Below are 19,001 nucleotides of genomic sequence, written 5' to 3'. Positions count from 1 at the left end.
TGTTTAACTAGGCTCGTTGTTATTCTTTTTCTGCTAGAACAAGGTCTACCACTTTAAAGACACTAAGTGCAGTTTCGGCGCTTGCATGGAAAAAATCAATGTCTACGTTCTCAAAAGTGTCAGTGGGTTGGTGGTAGTCGGGGTGATCCGGCACCCCTAAATAGATAAATGGAATGCCTCGTAAATGAAACGGCGCGTGATCTGACGCTGTTGTCCAGTCAGGGGTGTCACCTGCTTCTGAACGTGGTCTGTCGTACGCCGCAATAAGCTTCACCGCGCTTTCAGCTTGAGCTCGGTCAATAAGGGGTACCAGCCACGGGGTGTGGTAGCTGCCCACCGCGAACAATAAGTTGTCGGTGTCACGGCTTAACATGTCTAGGTTTAAGTTAAAGGCTATAGCGTCTGGAGTTAATAACCCAGTCTCGAATAAAGCTTTTGCGCCGCGCAAACCATTTTCTTCCGCATCAAGGGCTGCAAGCAGAACATTGTGCTGCGGTTGGTGCTCGGATAGGTATTCGGCGATTGCCAGCAAAGTAGCTGTGCCAGAGGCGTTGTCGTCTGCACCGTTGTATATTCGACCTTCATGTACACCGACATGATCGTAATGAGCTGTTATTACAATAGTACGTAAGCTCGGTTGCTGCCCTTCAATGCGGGCTAACACATTAACGGCTGTTTTGTTGTCTGGAACCGTGAACGCATGCTCAAAGTTTTCAGTACCCGCCGGTGTAAGTTGTAGTGCGTTGAAGCGCTCTATAATGAAATTGCGTGCGGCTATTCCGCCCTCGGTATCTGGGGCGCGACCTTGCCTGTCGTCATGAGATAACCAACGAATGTCGGCAATTAAAGTTTCAGCGTTAATGCGATTGGGACGCTTAGCTGGTTCTGCGGCAGCGATTAGGCTTTCCACCCGCAATTGCTCTTTAGCGGTAAGATGGTCGACATACTTCGACCATGCAAATTTTCCAAGTAGTGCTGCCACAGATAAACCGATAATAAGAGCAATAATAAATTTGAGGTTGCGGCGCACTGAAAACTCCTTAAAAAAACAGTGATATTTCGAACAACTCTGCTTGGTAAATACGTTCGAAAACCTTAGTATAAAAGCCATTGAAACAAACCAAGAGAGTATAATGAATCAAGCAGTCACTGAACGCGAACGAAAGTCTCCAGGCACGCTTGTCGAGCTGTTGATTACGGTGGCTGTTCCGGCCCTTATCTTAATGAAATTAAGCGGAGATGAACAGCTTGGTTCTGTTTGGGCATTGGTTGTGGCGCTCGCTTTTCCTTTTATTTATGGTAGTTGGGACCTGCTTTCTAACCGCCATGTGAACTTCTTCGCTATCTTGGGCTTGGTGAGTGTTTTGTTGACCGGTGGTATTGGTTTGTTAGAGCTAGACACTAAATACATTGCCATAAAAGAAGCTACTGTACCCGCCATTATTGGTATAGCGGTATGGGTTAGCTTGTACACGCGCTACTCTGTAGTACGTAAGCTTTTGCTTAACCCTTCTATTTTTGATCATGAAAAACTGAATAAGGCATTAGCTGAAAATGGTCAATTAGCGGAGTTCGAGAAAGCTATTGTTCGAGCAGGCTATGGCATTGTGGTTTCGTTCGCATTTTCATCTTCAGTAAACTACATCTTGGCGAAGTCTATTGTCGTGAGCCCAACCGGAACCGAAGCGTTCAATCAAGAACTGGGTAAGCTTACTGCGTTAAGTATTCCGGTAATTGTATTGCCAACCATGGTTATTTTACTTGGCGCTATTATCTATTTATTCTGGAAAATGTATAAGCTTACTGGTGAGTCGGTAGAGAGCTTTATTGAATTAGAATAGCGCGTTGGAATAATAAAAAAGGAGTTGTGATTGATCACCGTTGATTTAAAAGACAGCTTTCACTTAAGAATAACCCGTGAGTTAGGGGACTATCCCCAACACAGTTTCGACGCTTGTCTTTTTGTCCCTGGTGAACTTGGCCTGACACCTTCCTTTTTAGACGAGAAGAGCTTTTACCAGCAAGGTATTCAAATACGGAGAACTTACCAAAGTACCGCTTCACTAGAGCCTCTAGTGAAAAGCCGGCTAGCTCAGCGCCTAGCAAAAACCCAAGACCGCCCAGATCCTCAATATCGAGTGAGCTTGAGCTTATATGGTTACCAATATGTAACTGCAATGGAGCAGGCGGTTCGTAAACTGCAAAGCGACGCACCCGAAAACCTACGTGAAGAGCTGGGTGAACTGGTGGAGCTTAGTGCCACAATTCTGCGCCGCCTACGCCGGAACCGTCCGCAAGACAGCACGATTTCTTTGTACTTCGTGAACATTGATAACTACTTGTCTTGGTTTACAGAGCAACAAATGTTGAAGCTTGCGGCAGAAATGACTTTTGCCGACGACGAAAAAGATATGAAAGAGTTGTTGCTTCGCATTGCTCGCCGTGAAGCGAAGTATCGAGAGGAATACCGATATAACGGTGAAAAGCTAAACCAAGACGGTACTCGTCTTTCCAATAAAATGCGGCTATTGCGCCGATTAATTGAATACCCTGTCTCTATGCGTCGTATCGGTACCGAGTTAGGCAACACCGAGCAAAAGGCTGTGCGAGCAGGTGTTGCGGCTGTGCTCATGTCGGCGGCGTCGTTTTCCATTCTTACCGCGCGTGAGGCGATCGGCGACCTTACAGCCATATTTATTATTGCTTTGGCGTTCTTCTACGGAATGCGTGAATTGTTTCGTGAAGACATCCAACAAAAACTTTGGGGCTGGCTGCGCCGCGGCAGACCCAAGTGGCGATACCAATTTGTAGACGTAAATTCAGATGAAACCATAGGTAAAGCTTTGGAGTGGTTCGACTATAAACGCTACGAAGACTTGCCTGTTGCACTTCAAAATGCGCGACGCTCTGTAACACCTCAACGTGAAGAAACCGTGGTTTGGTTTCGCAGTTATTCACGCATGCTGCCAGCGCGCTTTCTCAGTGGGTATGCTGGCGCACGTGAAACCATCGAAATAGACATGTCGTTGTTACAGCCGCTGATGAACCAAAGTACTTACAGGCTATACAGTGAAGCCGAAGGCGAGGTAGTGAGTGAAGACATTGAACGGCGTTATGTGTTTAACCTTGTTTGCCGCGAGCAAGTGGGCGACAAAAAGGTGGTGGTTAAGCGCTGGAAAGTAATTATGAATTACTCGCGCATTTTAAGTGTTGAGGAAAGCGCCTAATGCCTTCACAAGGAGTAGAGAAAACGGCAAGGAAACGCGAGTTATGGGGCTGGGCAATGTACGACGTTGCCAACCAGGCATACACCACTATTGTTATCTCCTTTGTTTATTCTGCCTTTTTTGTCAATTACATCGTCCCGGAAACAAGCAACTGGCGAGACGCTTATTGGTCGGTTGCCATTTTAGGTTCTACTCTGGTGGCGATGATTCTCTCTCCGATGGCTGGACACTGGATAGACCAAGGTAAATCAAAAAAGACGCTGTTAGCGTGGGCTACAGGTATTTGCGCCTTATTTACCAGCCTATTGTTCTGGGTAAGCCCAGGTGATATTTACTGGGCTATCGCCATTATTTTGGTGTCGAACACCGCATGGATGTTGGGCGAGTCTATCGTGTCGTCATTCCTGCCTGATTTGGCCAAAAAGGAGCATATGGGCATAGTTTCAGGGTTAGGTTGGGGGTTAGGCTACCTCGGTGGTTTTGTCAGTATGGTTATGGTTTCGGTACTGATGATTCGAGCTGATCCAGAAACAGACACTTCGCTTTATGTTTCACAGCATCAGTGGGCAATGATTGCGATATCTATATATTTCCTGGTAGTCGCGCTACCCACGTTTATGCTGGTTAAAGACAGAAAACGTAAATCGGCTAGCCATATACAGCCGTGGTATACCAGCCTTCAGTTTTTGCGCCACGCGAAAAACCAACCCCTACTTTTCCGTTTCTTTGCTGCTTTTATTTTTTATATGGCAGGCGTTCAGGTAGTGGTGAAATTCATTGGTATTTACAGCACCGGAGAACTGAACCTAACGCAAGGGGACTTGGTTTCTGTGTTTTTAGCAACACAATTCAGTGCTTTAGTGGGCGCTCTACTATTTGGCTTTTTCGAGCGGTATTGGGGCGCCAGAAGAGTGCTTTTTGTGGTGATTGCTATTTGGATTGTGGCTATTTTTGGCATTTTTAGCATTCGTGACTTAAGTGCCATGACCGGCATGTCGGTGAAGCATATCTTCTTGGGTATTGCGCTTTTAGCTGGCACCGGGATTGGTTCTATTCAAGCCTCTAGCCGTTCTGTGGTGGGGCTTATTTGCAAGCAGGGACAAGAAGGAATTGCGTTCGGTCTTTGGGGAAGCATGAACCGTGTAGCCATGTTGCTTGCAGCCTCGTTCGGCGTAGTTAGCGACTTACTGTCCCGTCAGTATGCTTTGCTACTTGTTATTATTTTCTTCATATTAGGTGGCTTACTTTTAACCCGTGTCTCACTGAGTCCGAGCACGCAACACAACGAAACGACACAATAAAAATAAATGAGGGGGCGTTATGCTCGGTAATTTAGGTTTAGTTGTAGGTTTAGCATTACTTATTGGTTTGGCCCTTCGTGGCATGAATATTTTGCTCGCCGTACTCATATCTGTCGGCGTTATTGGCTTAACCAATGCCATGAGTTTCAACGACATTTACCTGCAGTACTTTCCTTTTGGCGCTTCCGGGGCATTCTCATTCGCAGGGAACTTCCTCTTATTATTTTTATGTGGGGCTATATTTGGTCGCATTATGGCGGCCAGCCGAGCTGCACAAAGTGTCGCGGTCACGGTAACTCAGTGGCTGGGTGCTGAGCGTGCGTTATGGGTGGCTATGCTGGTGTGTGCAGTATTAACGTATGGCGGCGTAGTGGTGTTTGTAGTGATGTTCACTATGTATCCCATTGGCGTAACACTGATGAAAGAAGCCAATATTCCTCGTCGTTTATACGCAGCAGCCATTGCGTTAGGCGCAGGCACATTTACCATGACTGCAATGCCTGGTACGCCCTCTATTCATAATGTAATTGGTGCGCGCTCTTTAGGTACCGACTTATTTGCTGGCGCAGCTGTGGGCTTAGTGGCTAGTGCCGTAATGATTGGCTTAGGTATGTGGTATTTACAATGGCGTTGGAAGGTTGCAACGCAACAGGGCGAAGGTTACCAAGCTACCGACAAAGACGAGCAAATGCGCAAACTTGCTGAAACGGACAAAGCTATTGTGCCTTGGGGATTAGCTATCCTTCCTATTATTGTGGTACTAGGCAGTATTCTTGTTCCTCGCCTTCTAATGATGGCCAGCATAGAAAGTTCGTGGATAGGCTTCGCTAACACCAATCCTATTTTATGGGCAAGCTTTGCTTTGTTGCTTGGAGCGTTTACTTGTTTCGTGCTGTTTCCCGACGTGCGCAAAGTATTTAGCGTTGCCGCAGGTGAAGGCGCGAACGACGCGATTATGCCGCTTATTAACACTGCTGCCGTAATAGGCTTTGGTGGCGTGGTTATTCAAACACCTGGCTTTAGCGCATTTGCCGAATGGCTACTAGGCTTGCCGTTAGAACCTCTGGTTTCTGTGTTCATTTCGGCGAACTTAATCTCAGGTATTACCGCTTCCGCTTCTGGCGGTTTGCAAATCTTTATGTCTAGTTTGGCAGAGTCATACCTTGCGGCGGGCGTGTCACCTGAAATGCTTCACCGTATTGCGAATCTAGCCGCAGGTGGCTTAGACAGCTTACCGCACTCTGGGGCCGTTATTGCCTTATTTACGCTCATGGGCTTAACCCACAAAGAAGCTTACAAAGATGTATTTGTGGTAACGGTGATTATCCCCATGATCGCTGCATTGGTTGCGGTAGCTTTGGCACTATTTCTTTATTAGGCTTGAAGCCTAGCAAACGAACATTGGTCGTGTTCTCACTTCGGTTTGCCGAGCATCGCTAGACATAGAACAAGAGATTGCTTACAACCGAGGTACAAACAACAAGTGGAACGTAATTATGAAACATAAATTGCAGTGGTTAACCGCATTAACGGTTGCTTCGAGTATGTTGGCTCCTTTGAGCGCAACAGCTGAAGAGTCTGAAGGTTGGTCGGTAACTAATCCTATGGGCGAATTTCAGTCGGTAAGTATTAATACCGACGAAGGTACATGGATGAGTGTCGACGTTAGCCCGAACGGCGAGTGGGTAGTATTCGATATGTTGGGTGACATTTACCGTATGCCAGCAGGTGGCGGAGAAGCCGAATTACTGCGCGGTGGTATTGCTTGGCATATGCAGCCAACATACAGCCCAGACGGTGAATATATTGCCTTCACGTCTGACGAGAACGGCGGCGACAACATTTGGATTATGACCGCGGACGGCTCAGAAGCTTGGGCAGTAACTAATGAAAGCTTCCGCTTGTTGAATAGCCCTTCTTGGAGCCCAGACGGCCAGTACATAGTTGCGCGTAAGCACTTTACGGCTCGCCGCTCATTGGGCGCGGGTGAGATTTGGATGTATCACCGTAGCGGTGGTACAGGTGTAATGCTTACTGCACGCCCGAATGACCAGAAAGACCTAGGCGAACCTGCATTTAGTCACGACGGCAAATATGTGTACTTCTCACAAGACGACACGCCAGGTCCTATTTTTGAATATTCAAAAGACTCAGTAAGCGGTATTTACTCGATTAAGCGTTACGAGTTAGAAACTGGTGAAATTGAAACAATCATTACTGGTCATGGTGGTGCGGTTCGCCCAACACCTTCGCCTGATGGGCGTTTTATCGCGTATGTGGCGCGTGACGATTTCCAAAGTAAGCTTTACTTGTTCGACCTAGAAACGGGTGAACAAACAGAAATTTACGACAATCTAACCCGTGATATGCAAGAGACATGGGCGATTCACGGTGTATACCCGGCAATGGGCTGGACCGATGACAGCGACTCGATTGTGTTTTACGCACAAGGTGGCTTGCACCAGATTGATGTGGACTCTCAAGACGTAACCACCTTACCGTTTGAAGTAAATACGACTAAGCAGGTACAGCAAGCGCTTCGTACGCAGCAGGAAATCGACGATGAGTCTTTCCGTGTGCGCATGATTAGAAGTGCACAAGTGTCGCCAGATGGTGAGCAAGTAATTTACGAAGCCTTAGGTCACTTGTACGTTCGTGACTTACCAAACGGTACCCCGGAGCGTTTAACTTCGCGCACTGACAGGTTTGAACAATTCCCATCTTACTCTCGTGATGGCCGTTATTTGGTTTACACCACTTGGGACGACCAAGAGCAAGGCCAGGTTGTTGTGCGTAACTTGCGCAATGGCAATGAGCGCGTATTGAATACCGGCATTGGCAAGTTTATTGAGCCTGTATTTTCACCAGACGGTGAGTCTGTGGTGTATCGTAAAATTGGTGGCGGCTACTTAACAGACCCTGCTTACGGCATAAACAATGGGGTTTATCACCTAGCTGTTGACGGTGGAGAGCCAGTGCGCATTGCAAGAAGTGGTAGTCAACCTCACTTCGGAAGCAGTAACGATCGTGTTTATGTTTCTGGTTATGGTCGCAGTGGTCCTGAACTTCGCAGCATCGATGTGGACACGCATGATGTCCGTACGCTATATACCTCGTCTCATGCGACTGAATATCAAGTGTCGCCAGATGGTGAGTACTTGGCATTTGCAGAGCGTTTCCGCGTTCATGTAACTCCATTTGTAGAGCGTGGTGATGCCATTAGCATTAGCCCAAACGATCGCCAGTTACCGGTTGAAACCGTGTCTCAAAGAGCGGGTGGTGACATTTCTTGGACCAACGACAGCTTGCACTTGTACTGGACGCTTGGACCAGAGCTCTACAACGCGTCTTTAAGTGGCATGTTCGAGTTGGGTGACAGCGACATTGAAATGGTAGCTGACGGCACAGACATTGGCTTCGAGCAAGAAACCTATGTTCCAGAGCAAACGGTAGCGTTTGTAGGTGGTCGTGTTGTAACCATGAATGACGAACTGGGTGAAAACCAAATCGTCGAGAATGGTGTTGTTGTAGTAACAGGGAATCGTATTGAGGCGGTCGGTCGCCGTGGTGAAGTACGTGTTCCTAGTAACGCACGCGTGATCGATGCGTCAGGGCAAACGATTATTCCTGGCCTTATCGATACCCACGCTCATGGTCCGCAAGGTGAGAATGAAATTATTCCTGAACAAAACTGGAAGCTTTATGCTGGCCTAACGTTCGGTGTAACAACGATTCATGACCCGTCGAATGACACGTCTGAAATTTTCACAGCAAGTGAGATGCAACGTGCAGGTATGATTGTTGGGCCGCGTATCTTCTCGACCGGTACTATTTTATATGGTGCAAATGGCCCAGGATATACAGCGCACGTAGATAGCCTGGACGACGCGCGTTTCCACTTAGAAAGAATGCAGAAGGTAGGCGCATTCTCGGTGAAAAGCTACAACCAGCCACGTCGTGATCAGCGTCAGCAAATTGTGCAAGCGGCACGCGAAATGGGCATGATGGTTATGCCTGAAGGCGGTTCATTGTTCCAGCACAATATGAGCATGATTGCCGACGGTCATACAGTTGTTGAACACTCAATTCCAGTAGAAACAATTTATGACGACGTGTTGCAATTCTGGAGCCAAACCGAAACTGCTTATACACCTACACTAGGTGTTGCTTATGGTGGTATTTGGGGTGAGCACTACTGGTATGCCCATACTAATGTTTGGGAACATCCTAAGTTGTCTCAATTTGTGCCAGAGCGTATTTTACGTCCGCGCTCAATGCGCCGTGAAATTGCACCAGAACATCACTATAACCACTTCAATATTGCGCGTGGAGCAGCAGAGCTGCAAGCCGAAGGTGTACGTGTAACTGCGGGTGCTCATGGTCAGCGTGAAGGTTTAGCACAGCACTGGGAAATCTGGATGATGGAACAAGGCGGTATGAGCCCACTGCAAGCACTTCGCACGGCTACTATTGATGCTGCAGAGCACTTAGGCATGGACCAAGCGATTGGTTCTATCGAAGAAGGTAAGTTAGCGGACATCGTGGTGATTGACGGTGACATTCTTACCGACTTTAGACTGACTGATCGTGTGACTTACACCATGGTGAACGGACGTTTATTCGACGCTGAAACCATGCAGGAAATGGGGCCTAGTGCACAGCCTAGACAGCCGTTCTATTTTGAAGAGCAGAACTAAGATGTTGTAACCACATCTGAACAAAAGGCCGCTTTTTCGAGAGATTAAGCGGCTTTTTTGTGTGTATCTTTTGCTATTTTAAAAGCACTTTTGTAATCTCTTTGAACTGCTATTCAGAAAATTATGCCAATGCCGATAAATCGAATAGCTGTTGTCGAGGAGGTGGCATGTCAATCTGGGCGTCCATACAAGAAAAGTTTAATAAGCTCTCCGTTCGTATTATTTCCGGATTCGTGATCGTTTCTGTTGTGGTTGCCATAACAGGCGGTGTCGGCTTGTTGTTTATCAAAAGCTTTGACCGAACGATTGGGTACGTTACCGAAACGACCACGCCGACTGTTACGATTTCAGGCGAATTAAAGAACGCGATGTTTGAAGCGAATGCCATTGTTGGCCAAGCTCTCGCTTCCGACGTCATTGGCGACATTTCTACCTACGAAGAAAACTTTCAAGCGGCGAGCACCTTATTCGGTGAAAGTTATCGTAGCCTTAACAGCCTTATAGACGATACAGAATTGAAACAAACGCTAGAGTCTGCGGTGGCAGCGCGTCAGTCGTTTGAAACCGAGGCCGAGGCGCTTTTCCAATATCATCGTAGTGCACTTGAAAATGCAGCTGAAGTGAGACGAAACAGAACTGAGTTTGACCGAATCGCGGCGTTTCTTATCGGCGAGCTTGGCAATATTTCTTATCAAGCAGAGTCGGTAATTCAAGACACCGAAATGACTTCTGCAGCGGTGAATTTGCAAGCCTTAGTCTTTGAAATTCAGTATTTGGTGCGCGACTACTTGAACCAAGAGCGGGTGATTTTGCTCACGCCTTTGGAAGAAGAGATTACCCAAGTCTTTGAAATTTTCGACTGGCCGATGGAAACGTTACAAGAGTTAGCTGAAGGCGACATGTTACGTTCTGTTGAGGAAGTCGGAAGTTTGCTTGAACAGTGGCAAGAGCAAGCTATGGGTGACAATGCGCTATTTGACTCGTATACCCGCCAATTAGAAAACGAATATGAAGCTTCACTTCGTGCTGAAGCAATGTCGACTGAAATTGAAGCTGTAAATACGGTTCTAGACCAAGTCGAACAAGCGTCTACTGCACTGAACAACGAAGCGGCAGACAATGCTAGTGCGTTAGTTGCACAAGCGATGGTGATTATTGCCGTTGTCGTTATAGGTGGCTTTGCTATCGCTGTGGCACTGGGTATTTGGGTTACCCGAAGTGTGGTGATGCCGCTAGGTGGTGAACCCAAAGAGATGCAGAACATAGCCGAGCAAATTGCAGCAGGTGATTTGCGATTAAACGCCAAAGGCAATGAAACGGGCGTGCTCAGCGCCATGGTTGTCATGGCTGAAAAGCTTCGTGAGTTATTAGCCGACATTTCGTCTGCCAGCCGAACAGTAACTTCTTCTGCTCAAAAAACGAATGAAGTGGCGGAATCTGCGAGTCGCAACGTGCATGAGCAAGAGCTGTCGGTAGAACGAGCGGTTACTGCCATTGACGAAGTTGTCCATACCGTTTCGGGCATTGCAGATGCGGCGTCACGTGCGCTGGAAGCTACTCGCAATGCAGAAACGGAAACACAAAGTGCAGAAAGGGTTTTCCAAGAAACCTCTGAGGCGATTAGTGCGGTTGCCGACGAAGTTAAACGCGCCGGTGACGTGGTGCAGGAAGTGGAAGCGAACAGTAAACAAATCGGGACCATTTTAGAGGTCATTGAGGGTATTGCTGACCAAACTAACTTGCTGGCACTTAATGCGGCGATTGAAGCAGCAAGAGCGGGTGAGCAGGGTAGAGGCTTTGCCGTTGTAGCCGATGAAGTAAGATCATTGGCAAGAAAAACCCAAGATTCGACATTGAATATTCAGAAAATTATCGAAGGGCTACAGAAGGGTACTCAAAGTGCCGTGTCTGTTATGGACAGTAGCCGTAAACGTGTGGAAGCCACGCTCGATAAGTCGGTTGACGCGCGCGGCGCATTGGACACCATTCGTGAAGCCGTTGGCGAGCTTACGGGAATCAATGACCAGGTTGCTACCGCTTCTGAAGAGCTTGCTTCGGTGACCAGTGGCATTAAAGGTAATATCGACGAAATAAGCGCTAGAGGCCAAGAGTCTGCAGAAGGTACTGCGCAAATGACAAGCTCTAGCGCTGAGCTGTCTAAAGTAGCGAAGCGCTTAGAGGAACTTGCAGAGCGTTTTGACGTTTAATTTCGGTTTAACTTCGCTCTGCAACCTCTGAAAGTAACTGCCGGAACCAGCGGTGTCCTTCGTCGTGCTGCAATAACGGACTCCAAATCATTTGCAGGTCGATAGCCGGTATGGCGAATGGCGGCTCTTTTAATACTAAATCGGGTGCGTCTTCATAAAGCTTAGCGGCGCGCTTGGGGAGTGTCGCAATCAATCCTTCACGCGCTAAATGCATCGCAACATGGTAATTACGTGTAAATACCTGAATGCGGCGTGTATGACCAATTTTAGCTAATGCGTTGTCTACCCAACCCAGCTTTTGAACGGCGTCTGGTGTCATACCAATACCTACACCAAAGCCTGTTTTACTTACCCAACAATGTTCAGCTTCCAAGTAATTTTCTAGTGTGTAGTCGTTCAATAGTGGGTGTGACTTGTGAATAAGACACGCGAAGTCGTCTTGCCATAATTGCTTTTGATGAAACGACTGCGGCAAGTCTTCAAAGCGGTTAATCGCAATGTCTACCTTACCGTTTTCAACGTCATGGAAGCTCACGTCACTGGGCGTCATTAAGTCGATAGTTACTTCCGGAGCTTGTTCCCTAAGTGCTTTAAGCAAAGGTGACATAAGTGTCGACGCCGCATAATCTGAAATCATCATGCGGAACACGCGGTCACTTTCACTGGGTTCAAACGCGCGACTTGGCTGTATAATTTCTTCAACCGAGTAAAGTATTTGGCGTACCTGTGGTTTCATGGCCAATGCGCGTTCGGTAGGCACCATGCCTTCACTAGTTCTTACTAAAATGGGGTCGTTCAGCAATGTACGCAAACGTTTTAGACCATTGCTCATTGCCGGTTGAGTGATATTTAGTTGTTCTGCCGCACGGGTCACGTTACGCTCTCTTAATAGAGCGTCGAGGTAAATCAGCAGGTTGAGATCTATCTGACGAAAATGATTCATAGAGTGAATTACCTAATAAGAAAAATATAAATTACATGAATTATATCGGGGCACATGACCCCCACGCAACAGAAAACCCAGAACACATGTCACCGAACAAAATAGCGCGGTCGATTCTGCGTGGTTTTCATCAGCATTCGAATGCTTTCCAGCACGAAACAGCAAGAGCTCGTGATCGCTTTTTGAGCCAAGAATGGACTGGGGCTCTGCAAGCTGCGCGAAATCGTATCGACTTTTATGATCAGCGCGTGACATTAACGGTCGAAAGTTTGCGGGCTAGCCATTCAGTACAAAGTTTAGAAGAAGACTTTTGGAGAAAAGTAAAAAGGTCTTATACCGACTTATTGGTGTTCCACCCTCAGGCTGAATTGGCAGAAACCTTTTATAACTCTGTATTCTGTAAGTTATTTCATCGGCGTTACTACCATAACGAGTTTATTTTTGTAGAAAGCGTCTTGTCTAAACGCATTCCATTGTCGTTAGAAACGGAATACCGCACCTATTTTCCTGTAGCAGAAGGACCTGGTCCCGAAGGGATTAGTGAAACCTTAAGGCAGATTATTTCGGATATGAACCTCGGTGCTCGCTTTGTAGATTTAGACCGGGATATTGAGCTTTTAATGCGTGCATTTGCGCAACAAGCAAGTGTTCGAGCGCTAGCGCCATTTCAGTTTCGGATAGATGTATTGAAGTACCCGTTCTACCGCAATAAGGCAGCTTACGTAGTAGGGCGAATTGTTACCGAAGACGCTCAAATTCCTTTTGTGGTGCCTGTGCTTATTCGCAAGGACGGCAAAGTTTTTATCGATGCGTTGATTACAGACGTAGAGCAAATGCTGATTTTGTTCAGCTTTGCCCGAGCTTACTTCATGGTTCGTACGCGTGCTCCCTCTGCGTTAGTTCGCTTTTTGCAAGGACTCATGCCGCGCAAGCAATTAGCTGAGCTTTATTCTGCAATAGGACTACACAAGCAGGGTAAAACGGAATTTTATCGAGAGTTGTTGCATCACTTCGACTCTTCCGACGACCAACTAGTGCTTGCTCCTGGTATTAAAGGACTAGTTATGGCTGTGTTTACTATGCCTTCTTTTCCTTATGTATTTAAGGTGATTCGAGACGAGTTTGGCCCTACCAAGCCTTTTGGTCGTGACACGGTGTTAAGCCGATACCGTATGGTTAAGCGTCACGACCGGGTAGGGCGTATGGCCGATACCATTGAATACTCAGACGTGGCGTTACCTTTAAACCGTATTTCTGACGACCTTATGCAGGAACTGAAGTCTACTATCGCAAGCTCGATGATGATTGAAGGTGACTATTTGGTGCTAAAACATGTGTACATCGAAAAGCGCCTTACGCCTTTAAATATATATCTGGAATACGCCGACGAGCAGGAAACTCGAACGATTCTGAAAGACTACGGTCGGGCGCTCAAAGATATGCTAGCTGCCAATATTTTTCCGGGTGACATGCTACTGAAAAACTTTGGTGTGACGCGCGGTAAGCGAGTGGTTTTCTATGACTATGACGAGGTGCAGTATCTTACCGATGTGCATTTTCGGTCGTTGCCTAAAAGCGATAACCCACAAGAGCAACTTGCTTCTCAAGACTGGATTTCGGTTGCTCCAGACGACGTTTTTCCCGAGCAAATTACAACATTTGTGTTTCCTAACAAACGTTTAAGAGAGATATTTTTAGAGTTTCATCCAGAACTTGCGGATGCGAGTTATTGGCAGGCGCAGCAAGAAGCCATAAAAAAAGGGATGCTTCCAGATATATTTCCATACCCGCAAAGCATCCGCTTTTTAAATCAGTTCGACTAGAGGCTTATGCCGCTGGTTTGTCGTTGAACTGCTCTTCTTCTGTTGAGCCCTTCAGTGCGGTTACTGAAGACTGACCGCCTTGAATAACGTTGGTCACGTCGTCGAAATAACCTGTTCCCACTTCTTGTTGGTGAGCTACGAACGTGTATCCGCGGTCTGCAGAAGCGAATTCTTCTTGCTGTAGTTTAACGTACGCAGACATATCGTTGCGTGCATAGTCGTATGCAAGGTTGAACATGTGATACCACATGTTGTGAACACCCGCTAAAGTGATGAATTGGAATTTGTAGCCCATTGCTGCAAGCTCGCGTTGGAATTTAGCGATAGTTGCGTCGTCGAGGTTACGCTTCCAGTTAAATGAAGGCGAGCAGTTATACGCAAGTAGCTTACCTGGGTATTTAGCATGAATAGCTTCGGCAAACTTACGAGCTTCTTCAAGGTCTGGTTTCGCGGTTTCACACCAGACGAGATCTGCGTATGGAGCGTACGCTAGACCACGTGAAATAGCTTGGTCGATACCCGCATTTACACGATAGAAACCTTCAGCTGTGCGCTCACCCGTTAAGAATTCTTTGTCGTTCGGATCAACATCGTTGGTCAGCAAGTCGGCTGCGTTAGCGTCGGTACGAGCAACGATAAGCGTGCGTGTACCTGCAACGTCTGCTGCCAAACGTGCTGCAATAAGCTTTTGTACAGCTTCTTGAGTAGGAACAAGTACTTTACCGCCCATGTGACCGCACTTTTTCACTGAAGCGAGTTGGTCTTCGAAGTGAACACCAGCAGCACCTGCTTTAATCATGCCTAACATGAGTTCGTAAGCATTCAATACGCCGCCAAACCCGGCTTCTGCATCTGCAACGATAGGTGCAAAGTAATCTACATAATCTTCGTGGTCTGGACCAATACCTTTACCCCATTGAATTTGGTCTGCACGTGAGAAAGAGTTATTAATACGCTCAACAACTTTTGGTACAGAGTCTACTGGGTAAAGTGATTGGTCTGGGTACATGCTTGCCGCAGAGTTGTTGTCTGCTGCTACCTGCCAGCCAGAAAGGTAAATAGCTTGTAAGCCTGCTTTAACTTGTTGAACTGCTTGACCGCCTGTAAGTGCGCCAAGAGCGTTCACGTAGTCTTTACCGAACTTCTCTTGAGCTTTACCGTTAATGAGCTTCCAAAGCTTTTCAGAACCATTCTTGGCGTGGGTATATTCAACTTGGCGCGAGCCGCGTAAACGAATAACGTCTTCAGCAGAATAAGTGCGTTCGACACCCGTCCAGCGAGCATCTTCAGCCCAGCTTTTCTCTAGTTCTTTTACAGCTTCTTGCATGTGAGTTGGAGTAGTCATGTTGTTGTCCTCGAATTTTATAATGAACAGTTTTATTTAAAGTTGTTGGTAGCCAGGCAAAGTTAAGAATTCGGTTAACTTTTCTGACGTTGTGATTTTGTCCAGTAGCTCGCGGGCTGCGACAAAGTTGCCTGAGTTCCATGCGTTTACGCCTACTTCTTCGCGAACGACGTGGCACTCTTCGTCGAGCATGGTGCGAAATAGGTCAACCGTAACGACTTCACCGGTATCTAGCGTTTTCCCGTGTTTAATCCATTGCCAAATAGAGGTGCGAGAAATCTCGGCGGTGGCGGCGTCTTCCATTAAGCCGTAAATCGGCACGCAACCTTTTCCAGACAACCAGGCGGCGATGTACTGTAGCGCTACGCGGATATTGGTTCGCATTCCGGCTTCTGTGCGCTCACCTTCGCTAGGTTCAAGTAGGTCTTTGGCGGTCACTTCAGGGTCTTGCTCGCGCAGAACGTGTAGCTGGTTCGCTTCGGTACCTAGATACTGCGAGGCAACCCCACGTACAGTTTCTGAAAGACCAGGATGAGCGACCCAGGTGCCGTCGTGCCCGTTAGAAAACTCTAAGTCTTTGTCTGCTTTAACTTTGTCCAGAATTTTCGCGTTCTCTTCGGCATCTTTGCTTGGAATAAATGCCGCCATTCCACCCATTGCTAGGGCACCACGGGTGTGACAGGTTTTAATCAGTAATCTTGAATATGCGTTCAAGAAAGGCTGGTTCATGGTGACTACTTGGCGATCAGGTAATACTCGGTCGGGGTGTGCTTTTAGGGTTTTAATGTAGCTGAAGATGTAGTCCCAACGGCCACAGTTTAAACCTACAATGTGCTCTTTTAAGCTGTGCAGAATTTCATGCATTTGGAACACAGCTGGCAATGTTTCAATAAGAATGGTTGCTCTTAGTGTTCCTGTTGGCACGCCGAAGTACTGTTCACTGAAATGGAATACCTCACTCCACCACGCAGATTCAGTATGGTGTTGAAGCTTTGGTAAGTAGAAGTAGACACCGGTACCGTTTTCTAATCGTTGCTTCAGGTTATGGAACAGGTACAAGCCGAAGTCTACTAACGCGCCTGGAACAGGCTTACCATTATATAAAACATGTTTTTCCGGCAGGTGTAAGCCACGAACTCTTGCAATCAGTAGCGCAGGGTTCGGGTTCAGCTGATAACGCTTGCCTTTCTTTTCGTCGGTAAAGGAAATTGTTCCTGCATTGGCGTCACGAAGGTTAATTTGCCCTTGAATCAGTCCGTCCCAGGTTGGCGACTGGGCGTCTTCAAAGTCAGCCATAAAAACGTCGACGTCTGCATTCAGGGCATTGATGACCATTTTGCGATCGACTGGACCAGTAATTTCTAGATGACGTTTGCTTAAATCGACAGGAATGTCGGCAACCTTCCAGTCTGAGTTGCGTATGTTTGCGGTGTCTGGATCGAAGTCGGGAAGTTCACCTGCGTCGAATTTAGCTTGTTGTTGCTCTCGAGCTTTCAAAAGCTCAGATACTTGCGGTGAGAACTTCTCGAAAAGCTGCGATAAGAACTCACACGCTTCAGTAGAGAAGATTTGCTGATACTCTTCAGTCAGCGGCTGAGAGAAAGTGAGATTGGATTGACTCATATTCTGACCTAATTTGTTATCGTGTTGTAAATGACAAGGTCAGTATGAAACGGATATTTTTATTCATCCAATCTATGGTGATGATTATCGCTATATAAACCATGAATGTTATAGCTACCATTCATTTGATGAATAATTGTTCGCTTGTTATGTGTCTGTGTGCGTAGCGTGTTGCAGGGATATTTTTTTGTTATACAGTGGAAGGTTTTTTAACATTTTTGCGACAACCTGTGGTATTCTCGCGCCGCTTTCGTCAGCCGCCCGGTTGATCCCTTTAGTTTAATACCTGCATTGCCCGTGTTGGCGTAGGTAAGTTGTATTTAAAACATAGGCACGCTCATGAACATTCGAAGCCCATACTGGCTTTTCACGCTCTTGTTTGTTTCTCCCGCAAGTTTTGCTTCTACCTCCTCAATAGACATGACAGGCACTACCATAGGCACCATTTGTATAGCCATATTTGTGCTTGCGTATGCGTTAGTTATGGGGGAAGAGAAGCTTCACATGCGTAAATCTAAACCGGTGCTTGTTGCCGCTGGTGTAATTTGGATCTTAGTGGGTTGGGCTTATACCAGCCAAGGTCATGGTGAGCTGGCGGAAGAAGCGTTTAGGCATAACTTACTCGAATTTTCTGAGCTTATGCTGTTTTTGCTTGTGGCAATGACTTATATCAATGCGATGGAAGAGCGCAGGTTGTTCGACGCATTGCGCGCCTGGATGATTCGTAAAGGCTTCACTTACAAGCAGCTATTCTGGATAACGGGTGGTTTAGCTTTCGTAATTTCGCCTGTTGCAGACAACCTAACAACCGCTTTGTTGATGTGTGCCGTGATTATGAAAGTGGCGGCTGGAGATAAGAAATTTATTAGCTTGTGCTGTGTGAGTATTGTTGTCGCTGCCAACGCGGGTGGAGCATTCAGTCCGTTCGGTGACATCACCACACTAATGGTATGGCAAGCTGGTATTGTTAGCTTCCAAGAGTTCTTTGCGCTGCTGTTGCCTTCTTTGGTTAATTTCCTAGTGCCAGCCGTAGTGATGAGCTTCTTTGTTGAAAACAAGAAACCAAGCTCAGTGACTGAAGACGTAGAGCTAAAGCGTGGAGCGCTGCGCATTACATTCCTCTTTTTGTTAACGATAACTACCGCAGTTCTGTGTCATAGCTTGCTTCATCTTCCTCCAGTGTTGGGCATGATGATGGGCTTAGGCTACTTACAGTTCTTCGGATATTTTTTACGCGTAACTTTACCAGGCTCGCTGGCGCGCAAACGTGCAATGGCTGAACGAGCTGGTGACATGGAGAAAATGAAACGGTTAGGTGGTGTAGTGCCGTTTGACGTGTTTAGCCGTGTTGCGCGAGCAGAGTGGGACACCTTATTGTTTTTCTACGGTATTGTTATGTGTGTTGGTGGTCTTGGCTTTTTAGGCTATTTGAGTCTGATGTCGGAAGTGCTTTATTCACAGTGGAGTCCAACATTTGCGAATACAGCTTTAGGTTTAATATCTGCTGTTATCGATAACATTCCAGTGATGTTTGCCGTACTTTCAATGGCACCTGAAATGTCGCATGGACAATGGTTGCTGATTACCTTAACCGCAGGTACTGGTGGTAGTTTGTTGTCGATAGGTTCAGCAGCTGGTGTTGCTTTAATGGGCCAAGCACGAGGCTATTACACCTTTGCAAGCCACCTAAAATGGGCGCCTGTTATCGCGCTAGGTTATTTTGCGAGTATTGCTGTGCATATTTGGCTAAACCACGGGCTTTTTGCACTGCATGGCTAACAAAATGGGGTCAGGGGTTAATTACCCCTGGCCCCATTTTGTGCCTGGTGCCCTGA

12 protein-coding genes are annotated in these 19,001 nt (G+C 46.9%); 8 read left to right on the top strand and 4 right to left on the bottom strand.

Translation table 11 applies throughout. From position 1 onward, the window contains the following. Window positions 1-19: 19 nt before the first annotated feature. Window positions 20-1,030 (bottom strand): M20/M25/M40 family metallo-hydrolase, encoded by a 1,011-nt coding sequence (locus tag DQX04_RS11345; protein WP_165831991.1) that lies wholly within the window; start codon window positions 1,028-1,030, stop codon window positions 20-22. Window positions 1,031-1,133: 103 nt separating this feature from the next. Between DQX04_RS11345 and DQX04_RS11340 the strand changes: the two genes are divergently transcribed. The 6 genes from DQX04_RS11340 to DQX04_RS11315 all read left to right on the top strand — a co-directional run bounded on the left by DQX04_RS11340 (window position 1,134) and on the right by DQX04_RS11315 (window position 11,432). Then, a complete protein-coding gene (locus DQX04_RS11340) occupies window positions 1,134-1,841 on the top strand; it encodes a VC0807 family protein (RefSeq protein ID WP_111916053.1) in 708 nt (235 codons plus the stop codon). Between the two features lie 30 nt (window positions 1,842-1,871). After that, a complete protein-coding gene (locus DQX04_RS11335) occupies window positions 1,872-3,227 on the top strand; it encodes a hypothetical protein (protein ID WP_111916052.1) in 1,356 nt (451 codons plus the stop codon). Further along, entirely contained in the window at window positions 3,227-4,528 is a 1,302-nt protein-coding gene (locus DQX04_RS11330; RefSeq protein WP_111916051.1) for an MFS transporter, read from the top strand. Before DQX04_RS11335 ends, DQX04_RS11330 begins: the two co-directional genes overlap by 1 nt. Window positions 4,529-4,547: 19 nt before the next feature. Further along, the gene (locus DQX04_RS11325) at window positions 4,548-5,906 is read left to right on the top strand and encodes a GntP family permease (RefSeq protein ID WP_111916050.1); all 1,359 of its coding nucleotides are present in this window, start codon (window positions 4,548-4,550) and stop codon (window positions 5,904-5,906) included. A gap of 118 nt (window positions 5,907-6,024) precedes the next feature. Continuing rightward, window positions 6,025-9,225, top strand: a complete 3,201-nt coding sequence (locus tag DQX04_RS11320) for an amidohydrolase family protein (RefSeq protein ID WP_111916049.1) — start codon at window positions 6,025-6,027, stop codon at window positions 9,223-9,225. Between the two features lie 167 nt (window positions 9,226-9,392). Continuing rightward, the gene (locus DQX04_RS11315; protein ID WP_111916048.1) at window positions 9,393-11,432 is read left to right on the top strand and encodes a methyl-accepting chemotaxis protein; all 2,040 of its coding nucleotides are present in this window, start codon (window positions 9,393-9,395) and stop codon (window positions 11,430-11,432) included. A 7-nt stretch (window positions 11,433-11,439) separates the two neighbouring features. Here the strand turns inward: DQX04_RS11315 and DQX04_RS11310 are convergent, their stop codons facing one another. Continuing rightward, window positions 11,440-12,375, bottom strand: coding sequence for a LysR family transcriptional regulator (locus DQX04_RS11310; protein ID WP_111916047.1), 936 nt, complete (start codon window positions 12,373-12,375; stop codon window positions 11,440-11,442). An 86-nt stretch (window positions 12,376-12,461) separates the two neighbouring features. Here DQX04_RS11310 and aceK point away from each other — a divergent pair, with 86 nt between their 5' ends. Beyond that, window positions 12,462-14,198 carry a bifunctional isocitrate dehydrogenase kinase/phosphatase gene (gene aceK / locus DQX04_RS11305; protein WP_111916237.1) on the top strand — a complete coding sequence of 579 codons (1,737 nt, stop codon included), beginning with the start codon at window positions 12,462-12,464 and terminating at the stop codon, window positions 14,196-14,198. Window positions 14,199-14,202: 4 nt separating this feature from the next. On the opposite strand, the gene aceA is transcribed toward aceK, so the two are convergent. Both aceA and aceB read right to left on the bottom strand, forming a co-directional pair. Continuing rightward, on the bottom strand, window positions 14,203-15,525 hold the full coding sequence (aceA, locus tag DQX04_RS11300) for an isocitrate lyase (protein ID WP_111916236.1): 1,323 nt from the start codon (window positions 15,523-15,525) through the stop codon (window positions 14,203-14,205). 54 nt (window positions 15,526-15,579) lie between these two features. Continuing rightward, on the bottom strand, window positions 15,580-17,166 hold the full coding sequence (aceB, locus tag DQX04_RS11295) for a malate synthase A (RefSeq protein ID WP_111916046.1): 1,587 nt from the start codon (window positions 17,164-17,166) through the stop codon (window positions 15,580-15,582). 339 nt (window positions 17,167-17,505) lie between these two features. Here aceB and nhaD point away from each other — a divergent pair, with 339 nt between their 5' ends. Next, the gene (gene nhaD / locus DQX04_RS11290) at window positions 17,506-18,945 is read left to right on the top strand and encodes a sodium:proton antiporter NhaD (RefSeq protein ID WP_111916045.1); all 1,440 of its coding nucleotides are present in this window, start codon (window positions 17,506-17,508) and stop codon (window positions 18,943-18,945) included. Window positions 18,946-19,001 lie beyond the last annotated feature (56 nt).

The organism is Aliidiomarina sp. B3213, from assembly GCF_003290085.1.
Lineage (GTDB): Bacteria > Pseudomonadota > Gammaproteobacteria > Enterobacterales > Alteromonadaceae > Aliidiomarina.
The sequence above is the reverse complement of the archived record's forward strand: the minus strand, read 5'-3'. Positions and strand labels throughout refer to the sequence as shown.